Annotated in this window: 18 protein-coding genes and 2 pseudogenes; 13 read left to right on the top strand and 7 right to left on the bottom strand. The window is 61.2% G+C overall.

The window, feature by feature from the left end; translation table 11 throughout:
• Window positions 1-82: 82 nt before the first annotated feature.
• Window positions 83-2,221 (top strand): esterase-like activity of phytase family protein, encoded by a 2,139-nt coding sequence (locus ACERZ8_RS08260; protein ID WP_407591756.1) that lies wholly within the window; start codon window positions 83-85, stop codon window positions 2,219-2,221.
• 263 nt (window positions 2,222-2,484) lie between these two features.
• Entirely contained in the window at window positions 2,485-2,673 is a 189-nt protein-coding gene (locus ACERZ8_RS08255) for a hypothetical protein (protein WP_407591755.1), read from the top strand.
• A gap of 276 nt (window positions 2,674-2,949) precedes the next feature.
• On the opposite strand, the pseudogene eda reads toward ACERZ8_RS08255, so the two are convergent.
• Window positions 2,950-3,590 (bottom strand): annotated as a pseudogene (gene eda, locus ACERZ8_RS08250) (bifunctional 4-hydroxy-2-oxoglutarate aldolase/2-dehydro-3-deoxy-phosphogluconate aldolase).
• 5 nt (window positions 3,591-3,595) lie between these two features.
• The gene (edd, locus tag ACERZ8_RS08245; protein ID WP_407591754.1) at window positions 3,596-5,407 is read right to left on the bottom strand and encodes a phosphogluconate dehydratase; all 1,812 of its coding nucleotides are present in this window, start codon (window positions 5,405-5,407) and stop codon (window positions 3,596-3,598) included.
• A 190-nt stretch (window positions 5,408-5,597) separates the two neighbouring features.
• Between edd and ACERZ8_RS08240 the strand changes: the two genes are divergently transcribed.
• Window positions 5,598-6,407 (top strand): division plane positioning ATPase MipZ, encoded by an 810-nt coding sequence (locus tag ACERZ8_RS08240; protein WP_407591753.1) that lies wholly within the window; start codon window positions 5,598-5,600, stop codon window positions 6,405-6,407.
• A gap of 3 nt (window positions 6,408-6,410) precedes the next feature.
• On the opposite strand, the gene ACERZ8_RS08235 is transcribed toward ACERZ8_RS08240, so the two are convergent.
• Both ACERZ8_RS08235 and ACERZ8_RS08230 read right to left on the bottom strand, forming a co-directional pair.
• A complete protein-coding gene (locus ACERZ8_RS08235) occupies window positions 6,411-7,241 on the bottom strand; it encodes an alpha/beta hydrolase family esterase (RefSeq protein ID WP_407591752.1) in 831 nt (276 codons plus the stop codon).
• 78 nt (window positions 7,242-7,319) lie between these two features.
• Complete coding sequence (locus tag ACERZ8_RS08230; RefSeq protein WP_407594218.1) at window positions 7,320-7,760, bottom strand: MarR family winged helix-turn-helix transcriptional regulator; 441 nt, start codon at window positions 7,758-7,760, stop codon at window positions 7,320-7,322.
• 77 nt (window positions 7,761-7,837) lie between these two features.
• Between ACERZ8_RS08230 and hmgA the strand changes: the two genes are divergently transcribed.
• The 4 genes and pseudogenes from hmgA (at window position 7,838) to ACERZ8_RS08210 (ending at window position 11,054) form a co-directional block, all read left to right on the top strand.
• Window positions 7,838-9,193 (top strand): homogentisate 1,2-dioxygenase, encoded by a 1,356-nt coding sequence (gene hmgA, locus ACERZ8_RS08225; RefSeq protein ID WP_407591751.1) that lies wholly within the window; start codon window positions 7,838-7,840, stop codon window positions 9,191-9,193.
• A 156-nt stretch (window positions 9,194-9,349) separates the two neighbouring features.
• Complete coding sequence (locus tag ACERZ8_RS08220; protein WP_407591750.1) at window positions 9,350-9,520, top strand: hypothetical protein; 171 nt, start codon at window positions 9,350-9,352, stop codon at window positions 9,518-9,520.
• An 18-nt stretch (window positions 9,521-9,538) separates the two neighbouring features.
• Window positions 9,539-10,794, top strand: a pseudogene (fahA, locus tag ACERZ8_RS08215) (fumarylacetoacetase).
• 50 nt (window positions 10,795-10,844) lie between these two features.
• Entirely contained in the window at window positions 10,845-11,054 is a 210-nt protein-coding gene (locus tag ACERZ8_RS08210; RefSeq protein WP_407591749.1) for a hypothetical protein, read from the top strand.
• Here the strand turns inward: ACERZ8_RS08210 and ACERZ8_RS08205 are convergent.
• Complete coding sequence (locus ACERZ8_RS08205) at window positions 11,051-11,440, bottom strand: RidA family protein (protein ID WP_407591748.1); 390 nt, start codon at window positions 11,438-11,440, stop codon at window positions 11,051-11,053. The genes ACERZ8_RS08210 and ACERZ8_RS08205 overlap by 4 nt on opposite strands.
• A gap of 113 nt (window positions 11,441-11,553) precedes the next feature.
• Between ACERZ8_RS08205 and ACERZ8_RS08200 the strand changes: the two genes are divergently transcribed.
• The 6 genes from ACERZ8_RS08200 to ACERZ8_RS08175 all read left to right on the top strand — a co-directional run bounded on the left by ACERZ8_RS08200 (window position 11,554) and on the right by ACERZ8_RS08175 (window position 18,337).
• Window positions 11,554-12,258 (top strand): glutamine amidotransferase-related protein, encoded by a 705-nt coding sequence (locus tag ACERZ8_RS08200; RefSeq protein WP_407591747.1) that lies wholly within the window; start codon window positions 11,554-11,556, stop codon window positions 12,256-12,258.
• Window positions 12,255-13,025, top strand: coding sequence for a creatininase family protein (locus tag ACERZ8_RS08195; RefSeq protein ID WP_407591746.1), 771 nt, complete (start codon window positions 12,255-12,257; stop codon window positions 13,023-13,025). Before ACERZ8_RS08200 ends, ACERZ8_RS08195 begins: the two co-directional genes overlap by 4 nt.
• Window positions 13,022-14,200 (top strand): amidohydrolase family protein, encoded by a 1,179-nt coding sequence (locus ACERZ8_RS08190; protein WP_407591745.1) that lies wholly within the window; start codon window positions 13,022-13,024, stop codon window positions 14,198-14,200. The genes ACERZ8_RS08195 and ACERZ8_RS08190 overlap by 4 nt, the downstream gene beginning before the upstream one ends.
• Window positions 14,197-15,600 (top strand): FAD-binding oxidoreductase, encoded by a 1,404-nt coding sequence (locus ACERZ8_RS08185; RefSeq protein WP_407591744.1) that lies wholly within the window; start codon window positions 14,197-14,199, stop codon window positions 15,598-15,600. The genes ACERZ8_RS08190 and ACERZ8_RS08185 overlap by 4 nt, the downstream gene beginning before the upstream one ends.
• 506 nt (window positions 15,601-16,106) lie before the next feature.
• A complete protein-coding gene (locus tag ACERZ8_RS08180; protein ID WP_407591743.1) occupies window positions 16,107-17,762 on the top strand; it encodes an ABC transporter substrate-binding protein in 1,656 nt (551 codons plus the stop codon).
• 86 nt (window positions 17,763-17,848) lie between these two features.
• A complete protein-coding gene (locus ACERZ8_RS08175; RefSeq protein ID WP_407591742.1) occupies window positions 17,849-18,337 on the top strand; it encodes a DUF2165 domain-containing protein in 489 nt (162 codons plus the stop codon).
• Here the strand turns inward: ACERZ8_RS08175 and ACERZ8_RS08170 are convergent.
• Complete coding sequence (locus ACERZ8_RS08170) at window positions 18,334-18,810, bottom strand: 3-hydroxyacyl-CoA dehydrogenase family protein (RefSeq protein WP_407591741.1); 477 nt, start codon at window positions 18,808-18,810, stop codon at window positions 18,334-18,336. The genes ACERZ8_RS08175 and ACERZ8_RS08170 overlap by 4 nt on opposite strands.
• A complete protein-coding gene (locus ACERZ8_RS08165; protein ID WP_407591740.1) occupies window positions 18,807-19,667 on the bottom strand; it encodes a helix-turn-helix transcriptional regulator in 861 nt (286 codons plus the stop codon). The genes ACERZ8_RS08170 and ACERZ8_RS08165 overlap by 4 nt, the downstream gene beginning before the upstream one ends.
• Between the last annotated feature and the right edge of the window lie 19 nt (window positions 19,668-19,686).

The raw sequence follows: 19,686 nt of genomic DNA, 5'->3' as shown, positions 1-19,686 counted from the left end.
ATGTCCCTGTTACCTCTTTCAGTTTTCTACATGCGGGGCGGTTCCAGACCGCCTATCGCTCAAGACCTGAAGGGGGACATACATGATCTTTCGAGCCGCCACTCTGACATCCGTCGCAGCCCTGATCGCTGCGCCTGCGATGTCGCAAGAGATGAATTTCAACCGCATCGCCTCGTTCATGGTCGCCCAGAACGCGTCAGACGCCGAGGAAAGCTCGGCCGAGATTATTTCCGCCACTGCGGATGGCATGACGCTCGTCTACACAGACGGTCCTGCCGAAGTCGTGGGCTTCATCGACATTACTGACCCGGCCAACCCCGTCGCCGCGGGTGCAATTGAGCTGGAAGGCGAGCCGACCAGCGTCTCGGTGTCGGGCAACATTGCCTATCTCGGCGAGAACACGTCAGAGGACTACATCAATGTCTCGGGCGTTTTGCACGCCATCGACGTGTCGTCGCAAACAGTGCTTGCGTCCTGCGACCTTGGCGGCCAACCCGACAGCGTTGCGGTATCGCCTGACGGCAGCTTTGTTGCGGTAGCCATCGAAAACGAACGCGACGAAGATCTGGGTGATGGCCGCGTGGGCCAGATGCCCGCGGGTTTCGTGGCCATTGTGCCCACCGCCGAAGGTAGCCTCGACTGCGACGCAATGATCTCCGCCGACATTACCGGTCTGGCGGATGTCGCGCCCGAAGATCCCGAACCGGAATTCGTCGCAATCAACGACGAAAACGAGATCGTCGTGACGCTGCAGGAAAACAACCACATGATTGTTCTTTCGGCGGATGGCAGCGTTCTGAACCATTTCTCCGCCGGTGAGGTGACCCTCGAAGGGGTCGATACCAAAGAAGAAGGCGCGCTGATCTTTGACCAGACCATCACCGTCGTGCGCGAACCGGACTCGGTAACTTGGATCGACAACACGCACTTTGCGACCGCAAACGAAGGCGACATGGACGGCGGTTCGCGCGGCTGGACCATTTTCAGCCAGGACGGGACCATCGTCTACGAAAGCGGCGTCGACCTCGAACACGCCATCATTCAGGTCGGCCACTACCCCGAAGAACGCTCTGGCAACAAAGGGGTCGAGCCGGAAAGCGTGACTTTCGATGTCTTTGGCGGCACGCCATATGTCTTTGTCGGGGCCGAGCGGTCTTCAATCGTGGGCGTCTACAACGTATCGGACCTCGCCAATCCGGTGCTGGAACAGCTCTTGCCGTCCGGGATCGGGCCAGAGGGCTATGTAACCATCCCCCAACGCAACTTGCTCGTCTCAGCCAACGAGGTTGATGATGCAGGGGCCCGCGCGCATGTAATGCTGTTCGAATACCAAGATGCGCCCGCAAGCTATCCGCATCTCACATCCGCCGGCATGGACGAACTCACGGGTTGGGGTGCAATCTCGGGTCAGGTCATGGCCGACGACGGGACGATCTACGCCGTGTCCGACAGCTTCTACGGCATGCAGCCAACCATCTTCCACATCGACGTGTCGGACACCCCAGCGCGCATCGTCGATGCCATCCGCATCACCCGCACAGGCCAACCCGCCCAACTGATCGACATGGAAGGCATTGCGCTGGACGGTGACGGCGGCTTCTGGATCGCGTCCGAAGGCCGCTCGGATCGGCTGATCCCTCATGCCATCTACCACGTTGGCGCGGACGGCGCGCTGGAAGACTACATCGCACTGCCGCCTGAGCTGCTGGCCGTCGAACGCCGTTTCGGGTTCGAAGGGATCACGCGCGTCGGTGACATGCTATACATGGCCGTACAGCGCGAGTGGCGCGACGATCCGGCGAACCACTCCAAGGTTCTTGGCTACAATCTCGAAACCAAGGAATGGTCCGTGATCCACTACAAAAAGACCGAACCGACAACGGGATGGGTCGGCCTATCCGAGATCGTGGCCCACGGCGACTTCATGTACTTTGTCGAACGTGACAATCAGCACGACGCCCGTGCAGTCACCAAGATGATCACCCGCGTGCCGATGTCTGCGATGGACAGTATGGTCGCCCTGGACGAGACACCGGCGGTGCTTAAGCCGGAGGTCGTAGTTGACCTTCTGCCCTACCTGACCTCCACCGGCGGTTATGTTTTGGACAAGGTCGAAGGGCTCGCCATCGCAGCAGACGGCACGATGTGGGTGTCGACTGACAATGACGGTGTTGACGACCATTCCGGAGAGACGATGTTTTTCCCGGTCCGCGCCGAATAGCGCATAAAAAAAGGAGGCTCGCTCGGTCACTACCAGGCTGAGCGGGCTCCCGACTGCGCCGCAAGACCATCGCGACCTGATTTGGTGTTTGATACGAAGCGAAAGACTTTCGGCTCTGTCGCGCACAAAACGAGCCTGGCCGATGCCCAATCACATTCAAATGGGTTGGAGCTTCTTCGGCCCGCCAAACCAAATACGTCTTTTCAGAATCGTTCTGTGCATTCTAGTGTCACGTGGGTGTTACAAATGGGGATGGGGAAGTCGTGGACACATACGTCGCTGAGCTGGACGAAAACAGCCGTGTTGCAGCGGTTTGGATAAAACGAAAAATGGCGCGTAGCACGACTGTCTTCGATCCGAAAAAACATGTATTTGATCCACGCGCATCCGACGAGTTTTGCGGCGCGCCGCGCGAAGACATCGTGAATTGGTTGGGGTCAGCTCAGAACTAATCAAGCGGTCCGATTGGATTTCACCCCCAAGCAGAGCCGCATTTGGGCACAACCCGCTCACTTCTTTGCTTGTTTTAGGTCATTCTGCGCACAGTCATTGGGCGCGTGGCAAGAATTTCTATTTTCGAACATCTGCTATTCAAACACGAGGCGCACGCGCTCGACCTGCGGCGTATTCACCCAACCAACCGGCTCTCAATCCCTAACAAACCCTGAATCCGCCTCTGTAACCCCTTGATATCTATAAACCGTACCCGCGTCCCAGCGTGGGACACTTCAGCGGGACAGACCCGCCGCCTCCCGCGCCAGGGCCTCGATTCCCGCCCAGTCCCCGGCCAGAACCTTGTCCTTGGGTGCCACCCATGATCCCCCCGCACAGACCACGTTTGGCAGGCTCAGATAACTCTCCGCATTCGCCATGCTCACCCCCCTGTCGGGCAGAACGAAATCTGCGGCAAAGGTGCTCCGATCGCCTTCAAGGCCGGTGCCCCGCCCGACGCCTCGGCCGGGAAAAATTTCAGCATGTCATAGCCCCGCTCCAAGAGCGCCATCGCCTCGGACGCCGTCGCTGCACCGGGCAGCAACGGCAGGCTTTCCGCCTCGCAGGCCGCGATCAGCGCATCCGTCGCGCCGGGTGACACGCCAAACTGCGCCCCCGCCGCCTTGGCCGCGTAGACGTCGTCCGGCGTGACCAATGTGCCAGCCCCGACAACCCCGCCCTCGACCTCGGCCATGGCCGCGATCACGTCCAAAGCGGCAGGCGTGCGCAGCGTCACTTCGAGCGCGGGCAAACCACCCGCCACCAGGGCCTCTGCCAGCGGACGGGCATGCGCCACATCCTCGACCACGAGGACCGGTACAATCGGGGCCAGGTTGCAGATTTCCCACGCCCGGGCAGCAGCGGCTTTGGCAGTCATCATGATCAAAAGTCTCCGAATACAGTCGCGCCAGTATTGGCAGACCCGACGTTCGAGCGAAAGGCCGTGAACATGTCCCGGCCGACGCCCCACTGATTGTCAGACAGGTCCGCTGTGGCGTGGGGCCGCTCAAGGACACCCTCCGTCAGAACTTCCAAAACGCCCGCCACCGCATCCACACGCACGATGTCACCATCCTGCAACTGGCCGATGGGGCCGCCGTCCAGCGCCTCGGGGCAGACATGGATCGCCGACGGGACTTTGCCGGATGCGCCCGACATGCGCCCGTCGGTGACCAGCGCCACCTTCTGACCGCGCCCTTGCATGATCCCGAGCAGCGGCGTCAGGCTGTGCAGTTCCGGCATCCCGTTCGCCTTGGGCCCCTGAAAGCGCACCACGATGATCATATCACCTTCGAACTCACCCGCTTTGAAGGCTGCCTTGACCTCATCCTGATCGTGGAACACGCGACACGGTGCCTCGACCACGCGGTGTTCGGGCGCGACAGCGGAAATCTTCATCACCCCTGTGCCCAAGGTGCCGACCAGACGGCTGAGGCCGCCGGTTTCCTGAAACGGATCGCTTGCGGGGCGCAGAATGCCGGTGTTCAGGCTCTCACCCGACCCGGGCGTCCACGTCAACGTGCCGCTCTCCAGCCTTGGCTCGTGGGTATAGTTTTCAAGGCCGTCGCCTGCGACCGTCTTAGTGTCATCGTGTAGTAGGCCCGCGTTCAGCAACTGCCCGATCATGAAACCGAGGCCGCCTGCTGCGTGGAACTGGTTCACGTCCGCCAAGCCGTTGGGATAGACCCGCGCAATCAGTGGAGTGATTTCGGACAGATCGCAAAAGTCTTCCCAATCCAGAATGATCCCACCGGCCCGCGCCATGGCGATCAGGTGGATCAGCAGGTTGGTCGACCCGCCCGTCGCGTTCAGACCCACGATCCCGTTCACAAATGCCTTTTCATCCAGCACGTCGCAAACGGGCGTATAGTGATTGCCAAGGGCAGACAGGGACAAGGCACGTTTGGCCCCTTCGACCGTCAACGCGTCGCGCAGATCGGTGTTGGGATTGACAAAAGACGACCCGGGCAGGTGCAGGCCCATGAACTCCATCAACATCTGATTGGTGTTGGCTGTGCCGTAGAATGTGCAGGTGCCGGGGCCGTGATAGGCGGCCATTTCCGCCTTCAGCAACTCTTCGCGCGTGGCCTCACCTGCGGCAAAGCGTTGGCGGACCTTCGCCTTTTCATCATTTGGCAGGCCACTGGTCATCGGACCCGCTGGCAGGAAAACGGCCGGAAGATGGCCAAAGGACTGTGCCGCGATGATCAGACCGGGAACGATCTTGTCACAGACCCCAAGGAATACGGCGGCATCAAAGGTGTTGTGGCTCAGCGCGACACCAGCGGCCAGTGCGATCACGTCGCGGGAAAACAGGCTCAACTCCATCCCCGCTTCGCCTTGGGTGACACCATCACACATTGCGGGCACACCGCCTGCGACCTGCGCCGTGCCGCCTGCCGCGCGCACCGCATCGCGGATCAGGGTGGGATAGCGTTCGAACGGCTGGTGGGCGGACAGCATGTCGTTGTAGGCGGTCACGATGCCCAGATTGCCGCTGATCGCTTCGGCCAGGCGGCTTTGATCGTCACCGGCCGCGGCAAAGGCGTGAGCCTGCCCGCTGCAGGACAAATGCGCGCGTGCCGGGCCATCCGATTTCGCCTTGGCCATGCGGTCCAGATAGCGACGGCGTGTGGGGGCGCTGCGTTCGATCACGCGTTCAGTGACGCGGGTCATGACGGGGTTGAGGGGCATTGTGCTCTCCTGACTCGAAAAACGATGTGTCAGATCATAGCATATCTTTTCTGATAGCGCTAACAAGGAGACGACTGAGTCTGCCGCGCCACGCTGACGCAGGAAAAGGTCGGTCGCCGCTTTTCAAGGGCCAAAGCACAACATATAGTGTCCGAAAATCCGGCAAGCGGATTGGGGCAAGAGGGCAGAAATGGCGCATATCATCGTCGTCGGCAACGAAAAGGGCGGAGCGGGCAAATCCACCGTGTCCATGCATGTCGCAACGGCCCTGTCCCGCATGGGGCACAAGGTCAGCGCGCTGGACCTCGACCTGCGCCAACGCACCTTTGGTCGCTATGTGGAAAACCGCAAAGCCTTCCTTGCCTCGGCCGGATTGAACCTGCCGTCGCCGGACGCCCACGATCTGCCCGAAATCGACGCCGCCGCTCTGAAACCAGGCGAAAACATCTATGATCACCGGCTCAGTGCTGCTGTGGCGACGCTTGAATCGGACAGTGATTTCATCCTGATCGACTGCCCCGGCTCGCACACACGCTTGTCGCAGGTCGCGCATTCCCTCGCCGACACGCTGATCACACCGCTCAACGACAGTTTTGTCGACTTCGACCTGCTGGCTCGGATCGATGCATCCGGCGAAAAGATCCTCGGCCCGTCGGTCTATTCCGAGATGGTCTGGAATGCGCGTCAGTTGCGCGCGCAGGCGGGGCTCAGCCCCATCGACTGGATCGTTGTGCGCAACCGCATGGGTGCGCAGCGCATGGTCAACAAGGAAAAGATGGAGCGCGCGATCAAGATGCTGTCCAAACGCGTCGGATTTCGCATCGCACCCGGCTTTTCCGAGCGGGTGATCTTCCGCGAGTTGTTCCCGCGCGGGCTGACTCTGCTCGACCTCAAGGAAATCGGGGTCAAGCAGTTGAACATCTCGAACGTGGCGGCCCGTCAGGAATTGCGCGAACTGCTCAAGACGCTTGAGTTGCCCGGGGTCGACGTCACGATTTAGCCCCTAGCCGGTCTGCGCCTCGAACCAGTCCAGCATACGGGTTGCCCAGCCTTTCGGCGCACCGTGACCGCCTTTGTGCAGCATCAACTCAATCTTGCCCGCGGTGCAATCTGTCCAGTGCCGGAACCACAGATCACCCTCAAAGCTGTTGCGTTCGGGCTGGCGCGCATCGCAGCCATTGGTTTCGCGCAGAACCTTGAGTGACGCCCACACATCGCCCTGCACCACCTGCCCATCACGAAATGACCGCCCCTCAAGAGGCACCGTCCGGTCGTTCCAGCCGTGGGTGTGAAACAGCATCACCGGGGCGGCGCAAACTTCGGGCAGATCGTCCCAGAACGCGCCGGCCAGCGGCGCATAGGCGGTCGCAAATTCCGGATCATGGCAGGCAATGTCCCATACCATCGATCCCCCGCGCGAGAACCCGGCCAGCAAAACGGGTTCGTCAGTCACGCCGGTCTTTGCCCGTACATCAGCCAGTACCTCGCGCAGGAACAGCGCATCGTCACGCTCGAAGAACGACTCATTCGCGCGCACCGACCAGTTGCGCACAAAGCGCGAATTGGGGTGGTAGCCTTCGGGCGCGACAAAGGCATAGCCGCGCGCCAACGCCTCGCGCGCCATTCCGGAGTTGAGCAATCCGCTGGCCCTGGCCCCTGCGCCATGCAGATGGATGACCAGACCCTTGGGCGCGCTGTCCGGCATGGCCATGTAATAGTCGCCACTTTCGACGCTGCACGGCGTATCGGCATCCCCGCACGTGCCGGTTTGAGCCGTAAGGGTCTTGCCGAATAGGATCATCGAGAAAATCAGAGGCAGGGCAAACAAGCGCATTCGGACATCCTTTGGCAACTTAACCGGCCAAGCCTGTGCCGCCACGTCCGCGCTGGCAAATCACAATCCCAAGAGGCGTCAGCCCCGCCGCGCGGCCAACTGCACCAATTGCGCGCGCAGGCGGGCGACGTCCGCCTTGCTCAAGCCCTCGACAAGGGCGGCGTCATAGTCCCGCGCCGTGGTGCGCAGGTCTGCGTAAACCTTGCGGCCTAGCGGCGTGAGGTCGAGATGCTCGACCCGGCGATCCGTGCTGTCGCGCTTGCGCACAAGGTAGCGTCGCTCGGCCAGCCGCTGTACTGCGCGGCTGATCTTGGTCTTGTGCATCTGCGCGCGGGCGCCAATCTCACTCGCCGTCATGCGCCCGTAAATCCCGAGGTGAAACAGCACCCGCCATTCGTTGCGCAGCATCCCATAGCGGTCCTTGTAGACGTTCTGGAATTCAAGGCTCGCCGCCTCTGCCGCCTGATTGAGCAGGTAGGGCAGAAACTCCCGCACATCGAAATCCTGATTGTCGCGCATCATCACACCGCTTGTTAGTTACAAAAACAACTATTACAGGTGCGACCATTCCACAAGCCACGCCGGGGAGCCGCGTTATGAACCGTCAGACCGATCCGCATTCGATGATCCAAGCCCCGTCGGGCGCAGGGATCACGGCAGGCTACATGCCCGGTTTCGGCAATGATTTCGAAACAGAGGCCCTGCCCGGCGCGCTGCCCGAAGGCATGAATTCACCGCAGAAATGCAATTACGGCCTCTATGGCGAACAACTCAGTGGCACCGCCTTTACCCATGAACGCCCCGAGCGGACGTGGTGTTACCGCATCCGCCCCTCGGTCAAGCATTCGGGGCGCTATGCGCGGATCGACCTGCCCCACTGGGTCTCCGCGCCCCATGTGATCGAGGATGTGACCAGCCTTGGACAGTACCGCTGGGATCCGGTGCCCCATTCCGACGCGGACCTCACTTGGCTCACCGGCATGCGCACCATGACGACTGCCGGTGACGTCAACACCCAAGTGGGTATGGCCAGCCATATCTATCTGGTGACTGCGTCGATGAAGGATGCCTACTTCTACTCGGCTGACAGCGAATTGCTGGTCGTGCCCCAGGAAGGCCGCCTGCGTTTTTGCACCGAACTTGGCATCATCGACGTGGCCCCTCAGGAAATTGCGATCCTCCCGCGCGGCCTCGTCTACCGTGTCGAAGTGCTCGAAGGGCCCTGTCGCGGCTTTGTCTGCGAGAATTACGGCCAGAAATTCGAACTGCCCGGGCGCGGTCCCATCGGGGCCAACTGCATGGCCAACCCGCGCGACTTCAAGGCCCCCGTGGCCGCGTTTGAGGATCGCGAGGCACCCTCGACCCTCACAATCAAGTGGTGTGGCCAGTTTCATGAAACACAGATCGGACACTCGCCTCTTGATGTGGTCGGATGGCACGGCAACTACGCGCCGCTGAAATACGACCTCAAGACCTACTGCCCGGTGGGAGCGATCCTGTTTGACCACCCCGATCCGTCGATCTTTACCGTGCTCACGGCACCGTCGGGGCAACCGGGGACGGCCAATATCGATTTCGTGCTGTTCCGCGAACGCTGGATGGTCGCCGAGGATACGTTCCGCCCGCCATGGTATCACAAGAACATCATGTCCGAGCTGATGGGCAACATCTATGGGCAATACGACGCCAAGCCCAAGGGCTTCGTCCCCGGCGGGATGAGCCTGCACAACATGATGCTGCCGCACGGGCCCGACAAAACCGCGTTTGAAAGAGCCAGCAACGCAAAGCTTGAAGCGGAGAAATTAGACAATACAATGTCCTTCATGTTCGAAACCCGCTTTCCCCAACACCTGACCCGGTTCGCCGCAGACGACGCACCGCTTCAGGACGACTACATCGACTGCTGGTCGGACATCGAAAAGAAGTTCGACGGCACGCCGGGTCGGAAATAGGATGCCTGAATACCTCATGGACCTGCTGTCGTGGGCGGTTTTCTTCATCCTGTTCTTCGTCGTGCTGCGCTGGTTTCAGAACAAGCGAAAGAACGGGAACGACGACGAAACATGACCCCCGAACACCGGCTGCCCTAGTGGAGGATGACCAGACAGATGCTGACGTTTCTCTCCTCGATCTCTTGGCTGGGCTGGTGTCTGATTGTGCTTGCGGCCTTTACGATATGGCAACTGCCCACGATCACCCGCCAATGGCGCGCCCCGCGCGATGAACAGAAAATGAATCCCGGTCAGGAACCGCCGTCCAGCGGGTCCGGCTGGTGGTAGACAAAACGAAAGTCCTTCATGCCTCTTAAACGATCCTGGGTCGCCAGCGCCAATTCCGCTGGCACTGATTTCCCCCTGAACAATCTGCCGTACGGGGTGTTTTCAACGCCCACTCTGGATGCCCGCTGCGGTGTGGCCATCGGGGACATGATCCTTGATATGCAGGCCGCCGAAGAAAACGGCGTGATCGACCTTACGGATGAACCGCTGTTCGATGTGCCTTTCTGGAACGAGTTGATGGAGCAGGGACCCGCGGTCTGGGCCGCGCTGCGCAACCGGCTTGCGGATCTGTTGGGCGAAGGTGCACGCAACCGCGCCTTGGTCGAACCGCTGATGGTGCCCATGGCCGAGGCCACATTGCACCTGCCCCTTGTCGTGTCCGAGTTCACCGACTTTTACGCAGGGCGCCATCACGCCACCAATGTGGGCACCATGTTTCGTGGGGCCGAAAACGCACTGCCGCCCAATTGGCTGCATATCCCGATTGGGTATAACGGGCGCGCATCGTCCGTGGTGGTGTCGGGCACTGATGTGCGCCGCCCTTGGGGTCAGCTGAAATCGCCCGATCACGACAGGCCCGCCTTCCTGCCATCGCGCCGTTTCGATCTGGAACTTGAGATCGGCGCAATTGTCGGCACGTCATCTGATCACCCGATCACCGTGGACGAGGCCGACGCTGCCATCTTCGGCTATGTCCTGCTCAACGACTGGTCCGCGCGCGACATTCAGGCGTGGGAATATCAGCCCCTCGGCCCGTTTCAAGCCAAGGCAACGGCCACCTCGATCAGCCCCTGGATCGTGACCAAGGCAGCCCTCGAACCATTCCGCACGGCAACGCCCGAACGGGAATTCGAACTGCTCGACCACCTCAAGGATACAGGACCGATGCTTTATGACATCGATCTCAGCGTGACACTTGCGCCATCCGGCAAACCGGCTACGACCATTGCACAAACCAACTTCAAGGAGATGTACTATTCCTCCGCCCAGCAGCTTGCGCACCATTCAACCTCGGGCTGCCCGATGAATGCGGGCGACCTGCTTGGCTCCGGCACCATCTCCGGACCGACCAAGGCAGAGCGTGGCAGCCTGCTGGAACTCAGTTGGGGGGGAAGGAACCGCTCAGCCTCGACAGTGGCGAGACGCGGACATTTCTTGAGGATGGCGATACGCTCACCCTCGCAGGCCATGCGTCGGGTGACGGGTACAAGATCGGCTTTGGCACCTGTGTCGGCACCATCCTCCCCGCGCTCGCCGATCCTTATGAGCGATAGATCCCTCACCACGGACTGGCAACAGACAGAGCCCGCAATACAGCGCACCCATGACCAACAAACACGGACCCACGCGATCTGACCTGATCTTTCGCCTTTGCTTTTCACTGGCGGGTCTTGTGATGGTATGCGCCGCGCTTCTCTATCGCGGTCTGCCAACTGGTCCCGGCGGATGGGAGGCGATTGGCATCGCGGTCCTGTTCTTTGGCGGCACCTGCGGTTGGACATTGTGGAAATTGCTGAAAGGCGATCACAGCTAGGGCGCCGCGGCCCACACTTCGACTTCGACCACGAATTCCGGGCGGGTAAAGCCCGACACGATCACCAGTGTTGAACTTGGCAAAACCGCATTCTCCGCCAGAAACGCATCGCGCGCGGCCATGTATCCGGGCATATGCGCACGGTCTGTCACATAGGCGCCGACATGGCAGACATCGCCCGGCCCCATCCCGGCCTCGGCCAGAATTGCGGTGATATTGGCAAAACAGATCGCCGCCTGCGCTTTGCAGTCTTCCGGAACAGAACCGTCACGATCCAGTCCCAACTGCCCTGACGTGCGCACCATCCGCCAGCCCGGCGGTACCTCGATCCCGTGCGAATAGCGGGCAAAGGGTGGGGCGATACTATCCGGGTTCAGGCTTTTCATACTCTCAACCCTTGCGCAGTTGCGAAATATTTGAAAGCCTGCGTGCACATCTCTGGCACAGATTTCGCATCTCAAGGGCCGCTCACATCCACTTTCCACCGAAAGGGAAAGACATGGACAAGCGACTGCTATGCGTGCGCCACGGGGATGGTCCCATGGACGACAGGATAACGACGTGGTGCGGCGCGCGCGGCGTCCGGCTTGATGCACGCCGCCCTTGGAAAGGCGACATACTGGGCGAGGTGAGCGACGACCTTGCCGGGGTCGTGATCTACGGCGGCAACTACAACGCCTCTGACACCGATCTGCATCCGTTCCTGTTGGAAGAATACCGCATGATCGACGCGGCGATGAAGGCGGACGTGCCACTGCTCGGCCTGTGCCAAGGCGCGCAGATGATCGCGCATCACCTTGGCGCATGGGCTGGGGCACCTGAACACGGCAATCATGAGTTTGGCTGGTACGAGGTGTCGCCAACCAAGGACGGCACAGATGTCTTTCCCAAACCGATGCACTTCGCGCAGGCCCATTTCCACACCTTTGACCTGCCCAAAGGCGCGCGCCACCTTGCCCGCAGCCCGCTGTTTGAAAATCAGGCCTTCGCCTGTGGTGACAAAGTCATGGGATTCCAGTTCCACCCCGAACAGACGATTCCCGGGTTTCAGCGCTGGCAGGCACGCGGAGAGGGCTGGGGGCGCTACACAGAACCCGGTGTGCAACAGCGCGAAGAACAGGCTGCGCTGATGCTGGAACATGATGCGGCACAAGGCGCATGGTTCACGTCCTTCCTCGACCGATATTTTGCAGGTGCAACATGATCCCGCTTTGGTCAGAACTGAAACGCGGCGACCTCGACACACTCCCGCCCGACACTATTGCCATCCTGCCCCTCGGGGCGACAGAACAACACGGGCCGCACCTTCCCTTCTGCGTGGACACCACCCTGAGCGAAGCCGTGCTGACCCGCACCCACACAACCGGGCACGCGCTTCAGCTGCCCACGCTCACCATCACAAAAAGCGACGAACATACAGCGCATGCAGGCACATTGGCCTTCAGCGCGGAAACCCTGCTCGCCGTGCTGCGCGACATCGCGGCATCCGTGGCGCGGGCCGGCGTGAAACGGCTGGTCTATTTCAACGGACATGGGGGCAATACCGCCGTACTCGAAATTGCAGCGCGCGCCGCGCGCATAGATCACGGGTTGATCACGGCACATACAAGTTGGTTCGCCTTTGCGGACATCAGCGATTTTGACCCAACCGCACTGGCTCATGACCTTCATGCAGGCGACATCGAAACCAGTGCAATGCTTGCGGCCCGCGCCGACCTCGTCGCGATGGAGCAGGCACAGAACTTCACCACCCGAATGCAGGAGTGGGAGGCGGCAGGCCACCAGACCGGGCTGACCGGACAGCCCGCGCGCCCGGGCTGGATCATCGACGATCTGAACAGCGACGGTGCGCTGGGCAACGCAGCGGCGGCAACTTCTGACAAAGGGCGCGCCCTGCTTGACACTGCGGCACACGTGTTTGGCCGCTGGCTCGAAGACTTCGCCAGTTTTGAGACGGGCGCACCCGAATGACGGATATTCTAGTGCCAACCGCCCTTGTCGCTGATCCGTCGCGCTTTGGCGGCACGCCGCAAGGTGACTGCCTGCGCGGCACCCCTGTTGTCCGCGACAATCGCCTCGTCGCCCTAGGGCGAACCAATGGCGACGCAACGCAGATGGTCATCCCGCACCTCGTCGAACCCCATTGCCACCTCGACAAGTGTCACACGATTGCGCGTCTGGGCCAGGTGGGTGGCGATCTGCGCACCGCAATCGAGCGGCAGACCAAGGACAAGGCAAACTGGACCGAAGATGATCTGCGCGCCCGCACGCACCAAGGGTTGACCGAAGCGCACGCCAATGGCTGTCGCGTTATCCGCAGCCATGTGGACTGGGGCGACAAAGCTGCCCCACCACTCAGTTGGTCAGTGCTGCAAGAGTGTGCGCAGGACGCGCCGGACCTGCAACTGGCTGCCTTGACCGGCATCACGCAATGGGCCGACCCAACGTTCGCGAACGCCGTTGGTGCGACACTATCTGCATCAGGCGGGGTGGCCGGAGCATTCGTACTCGATCACGACAAGATGCAGGCCGGGCTTGACCAGATTTTCGATGTCGCCACGCAGCGCGGGCTGATGCTGGACTTCCATGTGGACGAGGGGTTGGGGGATTTCAACGGGCTGGAGGCGATTGCAGACACTGCCCTCGCCCGCGGCTTTGACGGGCCAATTCTGTGTGGCCACGCCGTCAGCCTGATGGACCGCACCCCGGATGCGGTCATGCGCATCGCCGACAAATGCGCACGCGCGAACATCACCATTTGCACCTTGCCTATCACCAACCTGTACCTTCAGGGGCGCACTGACGGCACGCCCGACCGGCGGGGTATCACCCGGCTGCGCGAGTTGCGCGCGGCAGGCGTCAAAGTGGTCGTTGGTTCGGACAATGTGGCGGACGCGTTCTGCCCGCTGGGCGCACATGACCCACGCGCCGCCCTCGCTCTGGCCTGTGTCACCGCACATCTGGACCCGCCCTTGGGGGACTGGTTGAACACCATCACCACTGACGCATCCGCCGCCCTTGGGCGCACGCCAGTGACGGTGGACGGTGCCAGATTGTCCGACCTGCTGACCTGCGCGGTCATCCATACCGCCACCCTCATATCGGGGCGCACAGGCTTGCGCCCCGCCACGGAGACGCTGACATGACGTCCTTGTCCGGAAAGACCGACATCGACTGGGCCGCCTTTGCCGCAGCATTGGCCCCGGTTGAAACCATCACCGAACCGGTACTAATCAAGAAGCGCAGCCGCGATTTCTTCTGGTATTCCCCCATCCTCAACGCTGAACTCAAACGCTGTTTCGGCGATCTGGTGGCGCGACCCGCCTCGGCGGATGAGTTGGCGCACGTGCTGAGCGTCGCCTATGCCCACAATGCCCCCATTGTCCTGCGTGGCGGCGGCACGGGGAATTACGGCCAGTCCGTCCCGATGGATGGTGGGTTGATCATCGACACCACGGCCATGAACAAAGTGCTGGAGATCGGCGAGGGCTGGGTACGCTCAGAGGCCGGCGCGCTGATGGCCGATATCAATGTGGCACTCGCAGCTTCGGGGCAGGAAATGGCCATGTTCCCCTCGACGCAGGACATCGCAACTGTGGGCGGGTTTGTCGCCGGGGGCAGCGCGGGGATCGGATCGATTGCCAACGGTGCCCTGCGCGATCCGGGCAACATCATCTCGCTGGGCGTCATGACGGTTGAGGATAGACCGCAAAACCGCCGCTTTGATGGCGCAGACGCGCTGCATATCCACCACGCCTGGGGATTGAACGGCGTGATCACCGACGTGACCCTGCGCACGGTCCCAAGGCATGACTGGGTGGGGTGCATTGCGACTTTTGACAGTTACGAGGGCACTTATGCCACGGGCCTCGCCATCGCGCAGTCCACCGATATCGCCCGCAAGCTGCTGACCACAGTCGACGCGCGCATCTGCGCCTATTGCCCGAAACTGGAAGGGCACATTCGACCTGACAAACACCTGTTGGTCTCGATGATCCCGACCGAGGATCGCGACGCCTTTCGCACCCTGATCGAAACCCATGGCGGCCATGTTGATTTGATGATGACGGACAGTGAACGCGAAGGGGCGGGCCTGCCTCATGTGTATGATTTCAGTTACAATCACACCACGCTGCAAGTGCTGAAAGCGGACCGCACGGCGACCTATCAGCAAGTCGGCTGCCCCATTCCACCGGACCCGCAGGCGATCAAAGCCTTGCGTCCGAAATTGGGCGATGACGTCTGGATGCACCATGAATTCGCGCGGGTCGGGGGCGATATCGTCACCTTCGATCTGCCGATCATCTGGTTTTCGAGCGCAGAACGGCTTGCCGAGATCAATGCGATTTACGAGGCCAACGGCTTTCCTGTCTACGATGCACACACGTGGAACGTCGAAGGCGGCGGGCTGAAACCCGACTACACCCACCTGGCGTGGAAGAAACGAATGGACCCCAAGGGTCTGTTGAACGCCGCCAAATCACGGTTCTGGGCAGATGTGGCCCATCTGGACGCCGACGAGATCGAAGCGCTGGGCAGGGCCTGAGATGCACAGGACACCGCTTTCCAACCGCTTCGGGGTCGTCGTCCTCAATGTCGATCAGGGAATGGTGGATGCAACTCCATACGCACCCGTATTTATGCGCTCAAGGATCAAGCTTCCTACTGTTCCGTATTCCAGCACTGTTCATCCAACTGGCCACCCTTCTGACCGGGCGGTGGGTGATACAGATCGCGTAGACCGAACCGGGTCACTGCGTTCAAAGCCTCCAATGACAGGTCGCGAAGACGCGTATAAGGGCCCAAAGGCCGGTTTTGCACCCTGGGACGGCGTGGAATCACAAAGAACCCCATGTCTTATCGAGTAATTGTGTAACCGCGACGGGGGGTGATGGGGTTGACGCCATCCGCCTGATCGTTTGAAATCCGCCCGTCCCCCAAGAAATGGGGCGTTCGGAGTAATGCAGGGAAACTGCAACACCAATCGGCGGGCACTCACCCGCTGGGTAAAGGCGCGAACAAGAATTTGCGCCGCCAACAGAGAGGAAGAAAATGACATTCTTTACACGTACCGGCAAACCGCTGCCGAAATCCGTGGTGGATTCGGCTGCCAAGGTCGGCACTGATCCGGTGAACCGCCGCGAGTTTCTGGCCATCGCCAGCGCGTTCGGCGCCACCACCGCGACCGCTTACGCGATGCTTGGTCTGCCGACACCCGCGCAGGCGGCCGGACACCAGATGGGCGGCACCGTCCGCATCCAGCAGGAAGTCCGTGGCCTGAAAGACCCCCGCACATATGACTGGTCGCAAATCGCGAACTTCTCGCGCGGCTGGCAGGAATACCTCGTGCACTACGAAAACGACGGCACGTTCACCGGCAAACTGCTCGAAAGCTGGGAAATCAATGACGACGCGACCGTTTACACGCTGAATGTCCGTCAGGGCGTCAAGTGGAACAACGGCGACGACTTTACCGCCGAAGACGTGGCGCGCAACATCACGGCATGGTGCGACAAGGCGGTTGAAGGCAACTCGATGGCGGGCCGCTTTGGGACCTTGATCGATCCCGACACCGACAAGGCCATCGAAGGTGCTATCGAAGTCGTGGACAGCCACACAGTCAAACTGAACCTGCCAGCGTCCGACGTGTCGCTGATCCCGGGCATGGCCGACTATCCTGCGGCCATCGTCCACCCGGACACGTCGCTTGACAGCATCGACAGCCCCATCGGCACAGGCCCCTACCTGCCTGAATCGCTCGAAGTCGGCGTTAAGGCGGTTCTTGTGCGCAACGAGAACCACACATGGTGGAACGAAGGCAATGGCGCCTATATGGACCGCGTCGAATACATCGACTACGGCACCGACCCGTCCGCCTTCGTGGCCGCCGCCGAAGCCGAAGAGATCGACATGACCTACTCGATCGAAGGCGAATTCATCGACATCTTCGACACGCTCGACGGCTGGGTGAACAACGAAATCGTGACCGCGGCAACCATCGTGATCCGTCCCAACCAACTGGCCGAAGTCGATGGCAAGCAGCCCTATGCGGATGCCCGCGTGCGTCAGGCGATCAACATGGCCGTGGACAACTCGGTTCTGCTGGAACTCGGCTATGCCGGGCGCGGCATACCTGCGGAAAACCACCACGTTGGTCCGATGCACCCCGAATATGCCGAACTGCCAGCACGCACGGTCGATCCGGAAGGCGCACGCGCGCTGATGGAAGAAGCCGGAATGATGGATTTCGAGCACGAGCTGTTCTCGATCGACGATGCTTGGCGCAAGGACACCACCGACGCGGTGGCGGCCCAACTGCGGGATGCAGGGTTCAACGTCAAACGGACAATCCTGCCCGGTTCGACCTTCTGGAACGACTGGACCAAGTATTCGTTCAGCTCGACCAACTGGAACCACCGCCCGCTTGGCGTTCAGATCTGGGCGCTGGCCTATCGTTCTGGCGAAGCATGGAACGAATTCGGCTATTCCAACCCCGACTTTGATGCCGTTCTGGAAAAGGCACTGGCCACAGCCGACGTCGAGGCACGCCGTGCCCTGATGGCCGAAGGTCAGGCCATCCTGCAGAACGATGCGGTGACGATCCAGCCGTACTGGCGCTCGCTCTACAACCACACCAAAGAAGGTCTGGTTGGCGGCAATCACCACATCTCGTTCGAAATCCGCCCCGAGCAAATCGCCTGGACCTGATCCAGACGGCACGGTGAACATGATCGGGGCCGCCTGTTTCGGGCGGCCCCATTCTTTTGAGTGACGCGGCAAGCAAGAGCACGAAAATGGAAACCACAGTTCTGGCAGCACAGACCCTGTGCACATCGCTGATCGCGGCGTGGCTGACATTGGGCGTGCGCGACAACGTCCTCTACCCTTCCGTCAACGAAACCTACACCGCCGAAGTGATGGAGATGGCCCGGCTCAAGGCCGAGTACCCCGAGGCTTACGCACCCATCGCGCATCGCGCCATCACCAACCGGCGCACTCAGCAATTCGCGTTCCGTCTGGTGGTCACCGCAGAATCCGTCGCCGCGCTGATCCTGTGGATCGGGGTGGTCGCGCTGATCATGGGCCTTGCAGGCGCCGCCAGCGCCGATACCGGACGCAGCATCGCCATGATCGGTACGATGCTGTTCACCGCCGTTTGGGCCGGGTTTCTGATCGTGGGCAATCATTTCTGCTACTGGTTCTGCCACGAAGGGGCACAGAACACCCACTACCAGATGACGCTTTGGGGGATCGGTACGCTGATCCTGCTTGCCGTCGGCTAGGCGGCAGAAAGCTCTGCAAGCCTATCCTTGGGGAAATGCAGCAGAGCGATGGTACTGGCAGGATCGGCCAGCAGGGCCGCGCGCATAATGTCGTGCAACCGTGCCACCAGGTCGGTCCCTTCGAGTTCATCGCGCACGCGCTTGGCGAAATGCGCCTCTTCGCGGATCAGATCCTCGATCAAGGGGTCGATCACGGCACCGCCGCCACCGGGATAGCGGTAGTATCCCCAACCGGCCTTCTTGCCCAACCGCCCCTCGGCGACCATGCGGCCAAGGATTGGTGCTGGGGTCGACCCCGCGCGTGCACCCAAAACCACATCCAGCCCGACAAGGTCCTGCGCCTCGCATGGCCCAAGGCCGTAGCCCCACGCCACCAGCGCCTCGTCCAGTTCCCACGGGTTCGTGTGATCCATCAGCATCTGCTCACAAGCCTGCCAGAACGCGTCTTGCAGCGGTGCGATTGCGTGGCTCATCGGGTGCCGATGCTGTCCAGAAACCGGTTGGTCGCAATGGTGGTCAGCAGTTCATTGACGGATGTCTGCACCGGCTTTGTGCTCGTATCGACCTGCGCCAATGCACGCTCATAAAGCGGCGCGCGAGTGGTCAGAAAGGTCTTGAGCTGATCCATCGCCGCCGGGTTGCCCTCCATCGGGCGCAGGTCACCCTGCGCGCGCACGCGGGCCATATGCTCGGCCGGGCTGGTGCGAATCCAGATCGTGTGAAAACGCTCAAGAACTTGGGCAAAGGTTGCGGTTTCCGCCACGATGCCACCGGCAACCGCGAGGATCAGCTTGTCGTGACGCTCGACCACCCGCGTGATTGCCTGCGCCTCCATCGCGCGGTAACCATCCTGCCCGTACAGGGCCATGACCTCGCCCAAGGGCATACCTGCCTCGGCCTCAATCTCGTCATTCAACTCGACAAAGGGGATCTTCAACTTGTCAGCAGCCAACCGGCCCAGCGTCGACTTGCCCGCCCCGCGCAAACCCACAAGGCAGATGCGCTGCGCCCGCAATGTGGCCGGGTTCTCAGGCGCAAGCAGGGCGCGCACGCGGCCCTGCACAGCAACCGGCGCCTGATCATACAGCTGTGCAACACGCGTCACATCGGCGTCGAACGGTGCCTCTTCGGACAGCAAATCCTCGATCTTCATGTTCAGGGCAGTGGCCACACGGTGCAGCAGCAGGACCGATATATTGCCTTCACCGGCCTCAAGCTGCGCGAGGTAACGCGGCGACACGCCTGAGCGTTCGGACAATTCGCGCCGGGGCAGGCCCATGTCCTGACGAGCGGCCCGCACGCGCGTCGCAAGTCGGGAAATAAGTGGCACCGAAGCGCACGGAATAGGT

The sequence above is a fragment of the Tateyamaria armeniaca genome (assembly GCF_045797845.1).
GTDB lineage: Bacteria > Pseudomonadota > Alphaproteobacteria > Rhodobacterales > Rhodobacteraceae > Tateyamaria > Tateyamaria armeniaca.
The sequence above is the reverse complement of the archived record's forward strand: the minus strand, read 5'-3'. Positions and strand labels throughout refer to the sequence as shown.

Coding starts and splice junctions, on each gene's coding strand:
- ACERZ8_RS08260 (WP_407591756.1), top strand. CDS start 83: ATGATCTTTCGAGCCGCCACTCTGACATCCGTCGCAGCCCTGATCGCT.
- edd (WP_407591754.1), bottom strand. CDS start 5,407: ATGCCCCTCAACCCCGTCATGACCCGCGTCACTGAACGCGTGATCGAA.
- ACERZ8_RS08240 (WP_407591753.1), top strand. CDS start 5,598: ATGGCGCATATCATCGTCGTCGGCAACGAAAAGGGCGGAGCGGGCAAA.
- ACERZ8_RS08235 (WP_407591752.1), bottom strand. CDS start 7,241: ATGCGCTTGTTTGCCCTGCCTCTGATTTTCTCGATGATCCTATTCGGC.
- ACERZ8_RS08230 (WP_407594218.1), bottom strand. CDS start 7,760: ATGCGCGACAATCAGGATTTCGATGTGCGGGAGTTTCTGCCCTACCTG.
- hmgA (WP_407591751.1), top strand. CDS start 7,838: ATGAACCGTCAGACCGATCCGCATTCGATGATCCAAGCCCCGTCGGGC.
- ACERZ8_RS08220 (WP_407591750.1), top strand. CDS start 9,350: ATGCTGACGTTTCTCTCCTCGATCTCTTGGCTGGGCTGGTGTCTGATT.
- ACERZ8_RS08210 (WP_407591749.1), top strand. CDS start 10,845: ATGACCAACAAACACGGACCCACGCGATCTGACCTGATCTTTCGCCTT.
- ACERZ8_RS08205 (WP_407591748.1), bottom strand. CDS start 11,440: ATGAAAAGCCTGAACCCGGATAGTATCGCCCCACCCTTTGCCCGCTAT.
- ACERZ8_RS08200 (WP_407591747.1), top strand. CDS start 11,554: ATGGACAAGCGACTGCTATGCGTGCGCCACGGGGATGGTCCCATGGAC.
- ACERZ8_RS08195 (WP_407591746.1), top strand. CDS start 12,255: ATGATCCCGCTTTGGTCAGAACTGAAACGCGGCGACCTCGACACACTC.
- ACERZ8_RS08190 (WP_407591745.1), top strand. CDS start 13,022: ATGACGGATATTCTAGTGCCAACCGCCCTTGTCGCTGATCCGTCGCGC.
- ACERZ8_RS08185 (WP_407591744.1), top strand. CDS start 14,197: ATGACGTCCTTGTCCGGAAAGACCGACATCGACTGGGCCGCCTTTGCC.
- ACERZ8_RS08180 (WP_407591743.1), top strand. CDS start 16,107: ATGACATTCTTTACACGTACCGGCAAACCGCTGCCGAAATCCGTGGTG.
- ACERZ8_RS08175 (WP_407591742.1), top strand. CDS start 17,849: ATGGAAACCACAGTTCTGGCAGCACAGACCCTGTGCACATCGCTGATC.
- ACERZ8_RS08170 (WP_407591741.1), bottom strand. CDS start 18,810: ATGAGCCACGCAATCGCACCGCTGCAAGACGCGTTCTGGCAGGCTTGT.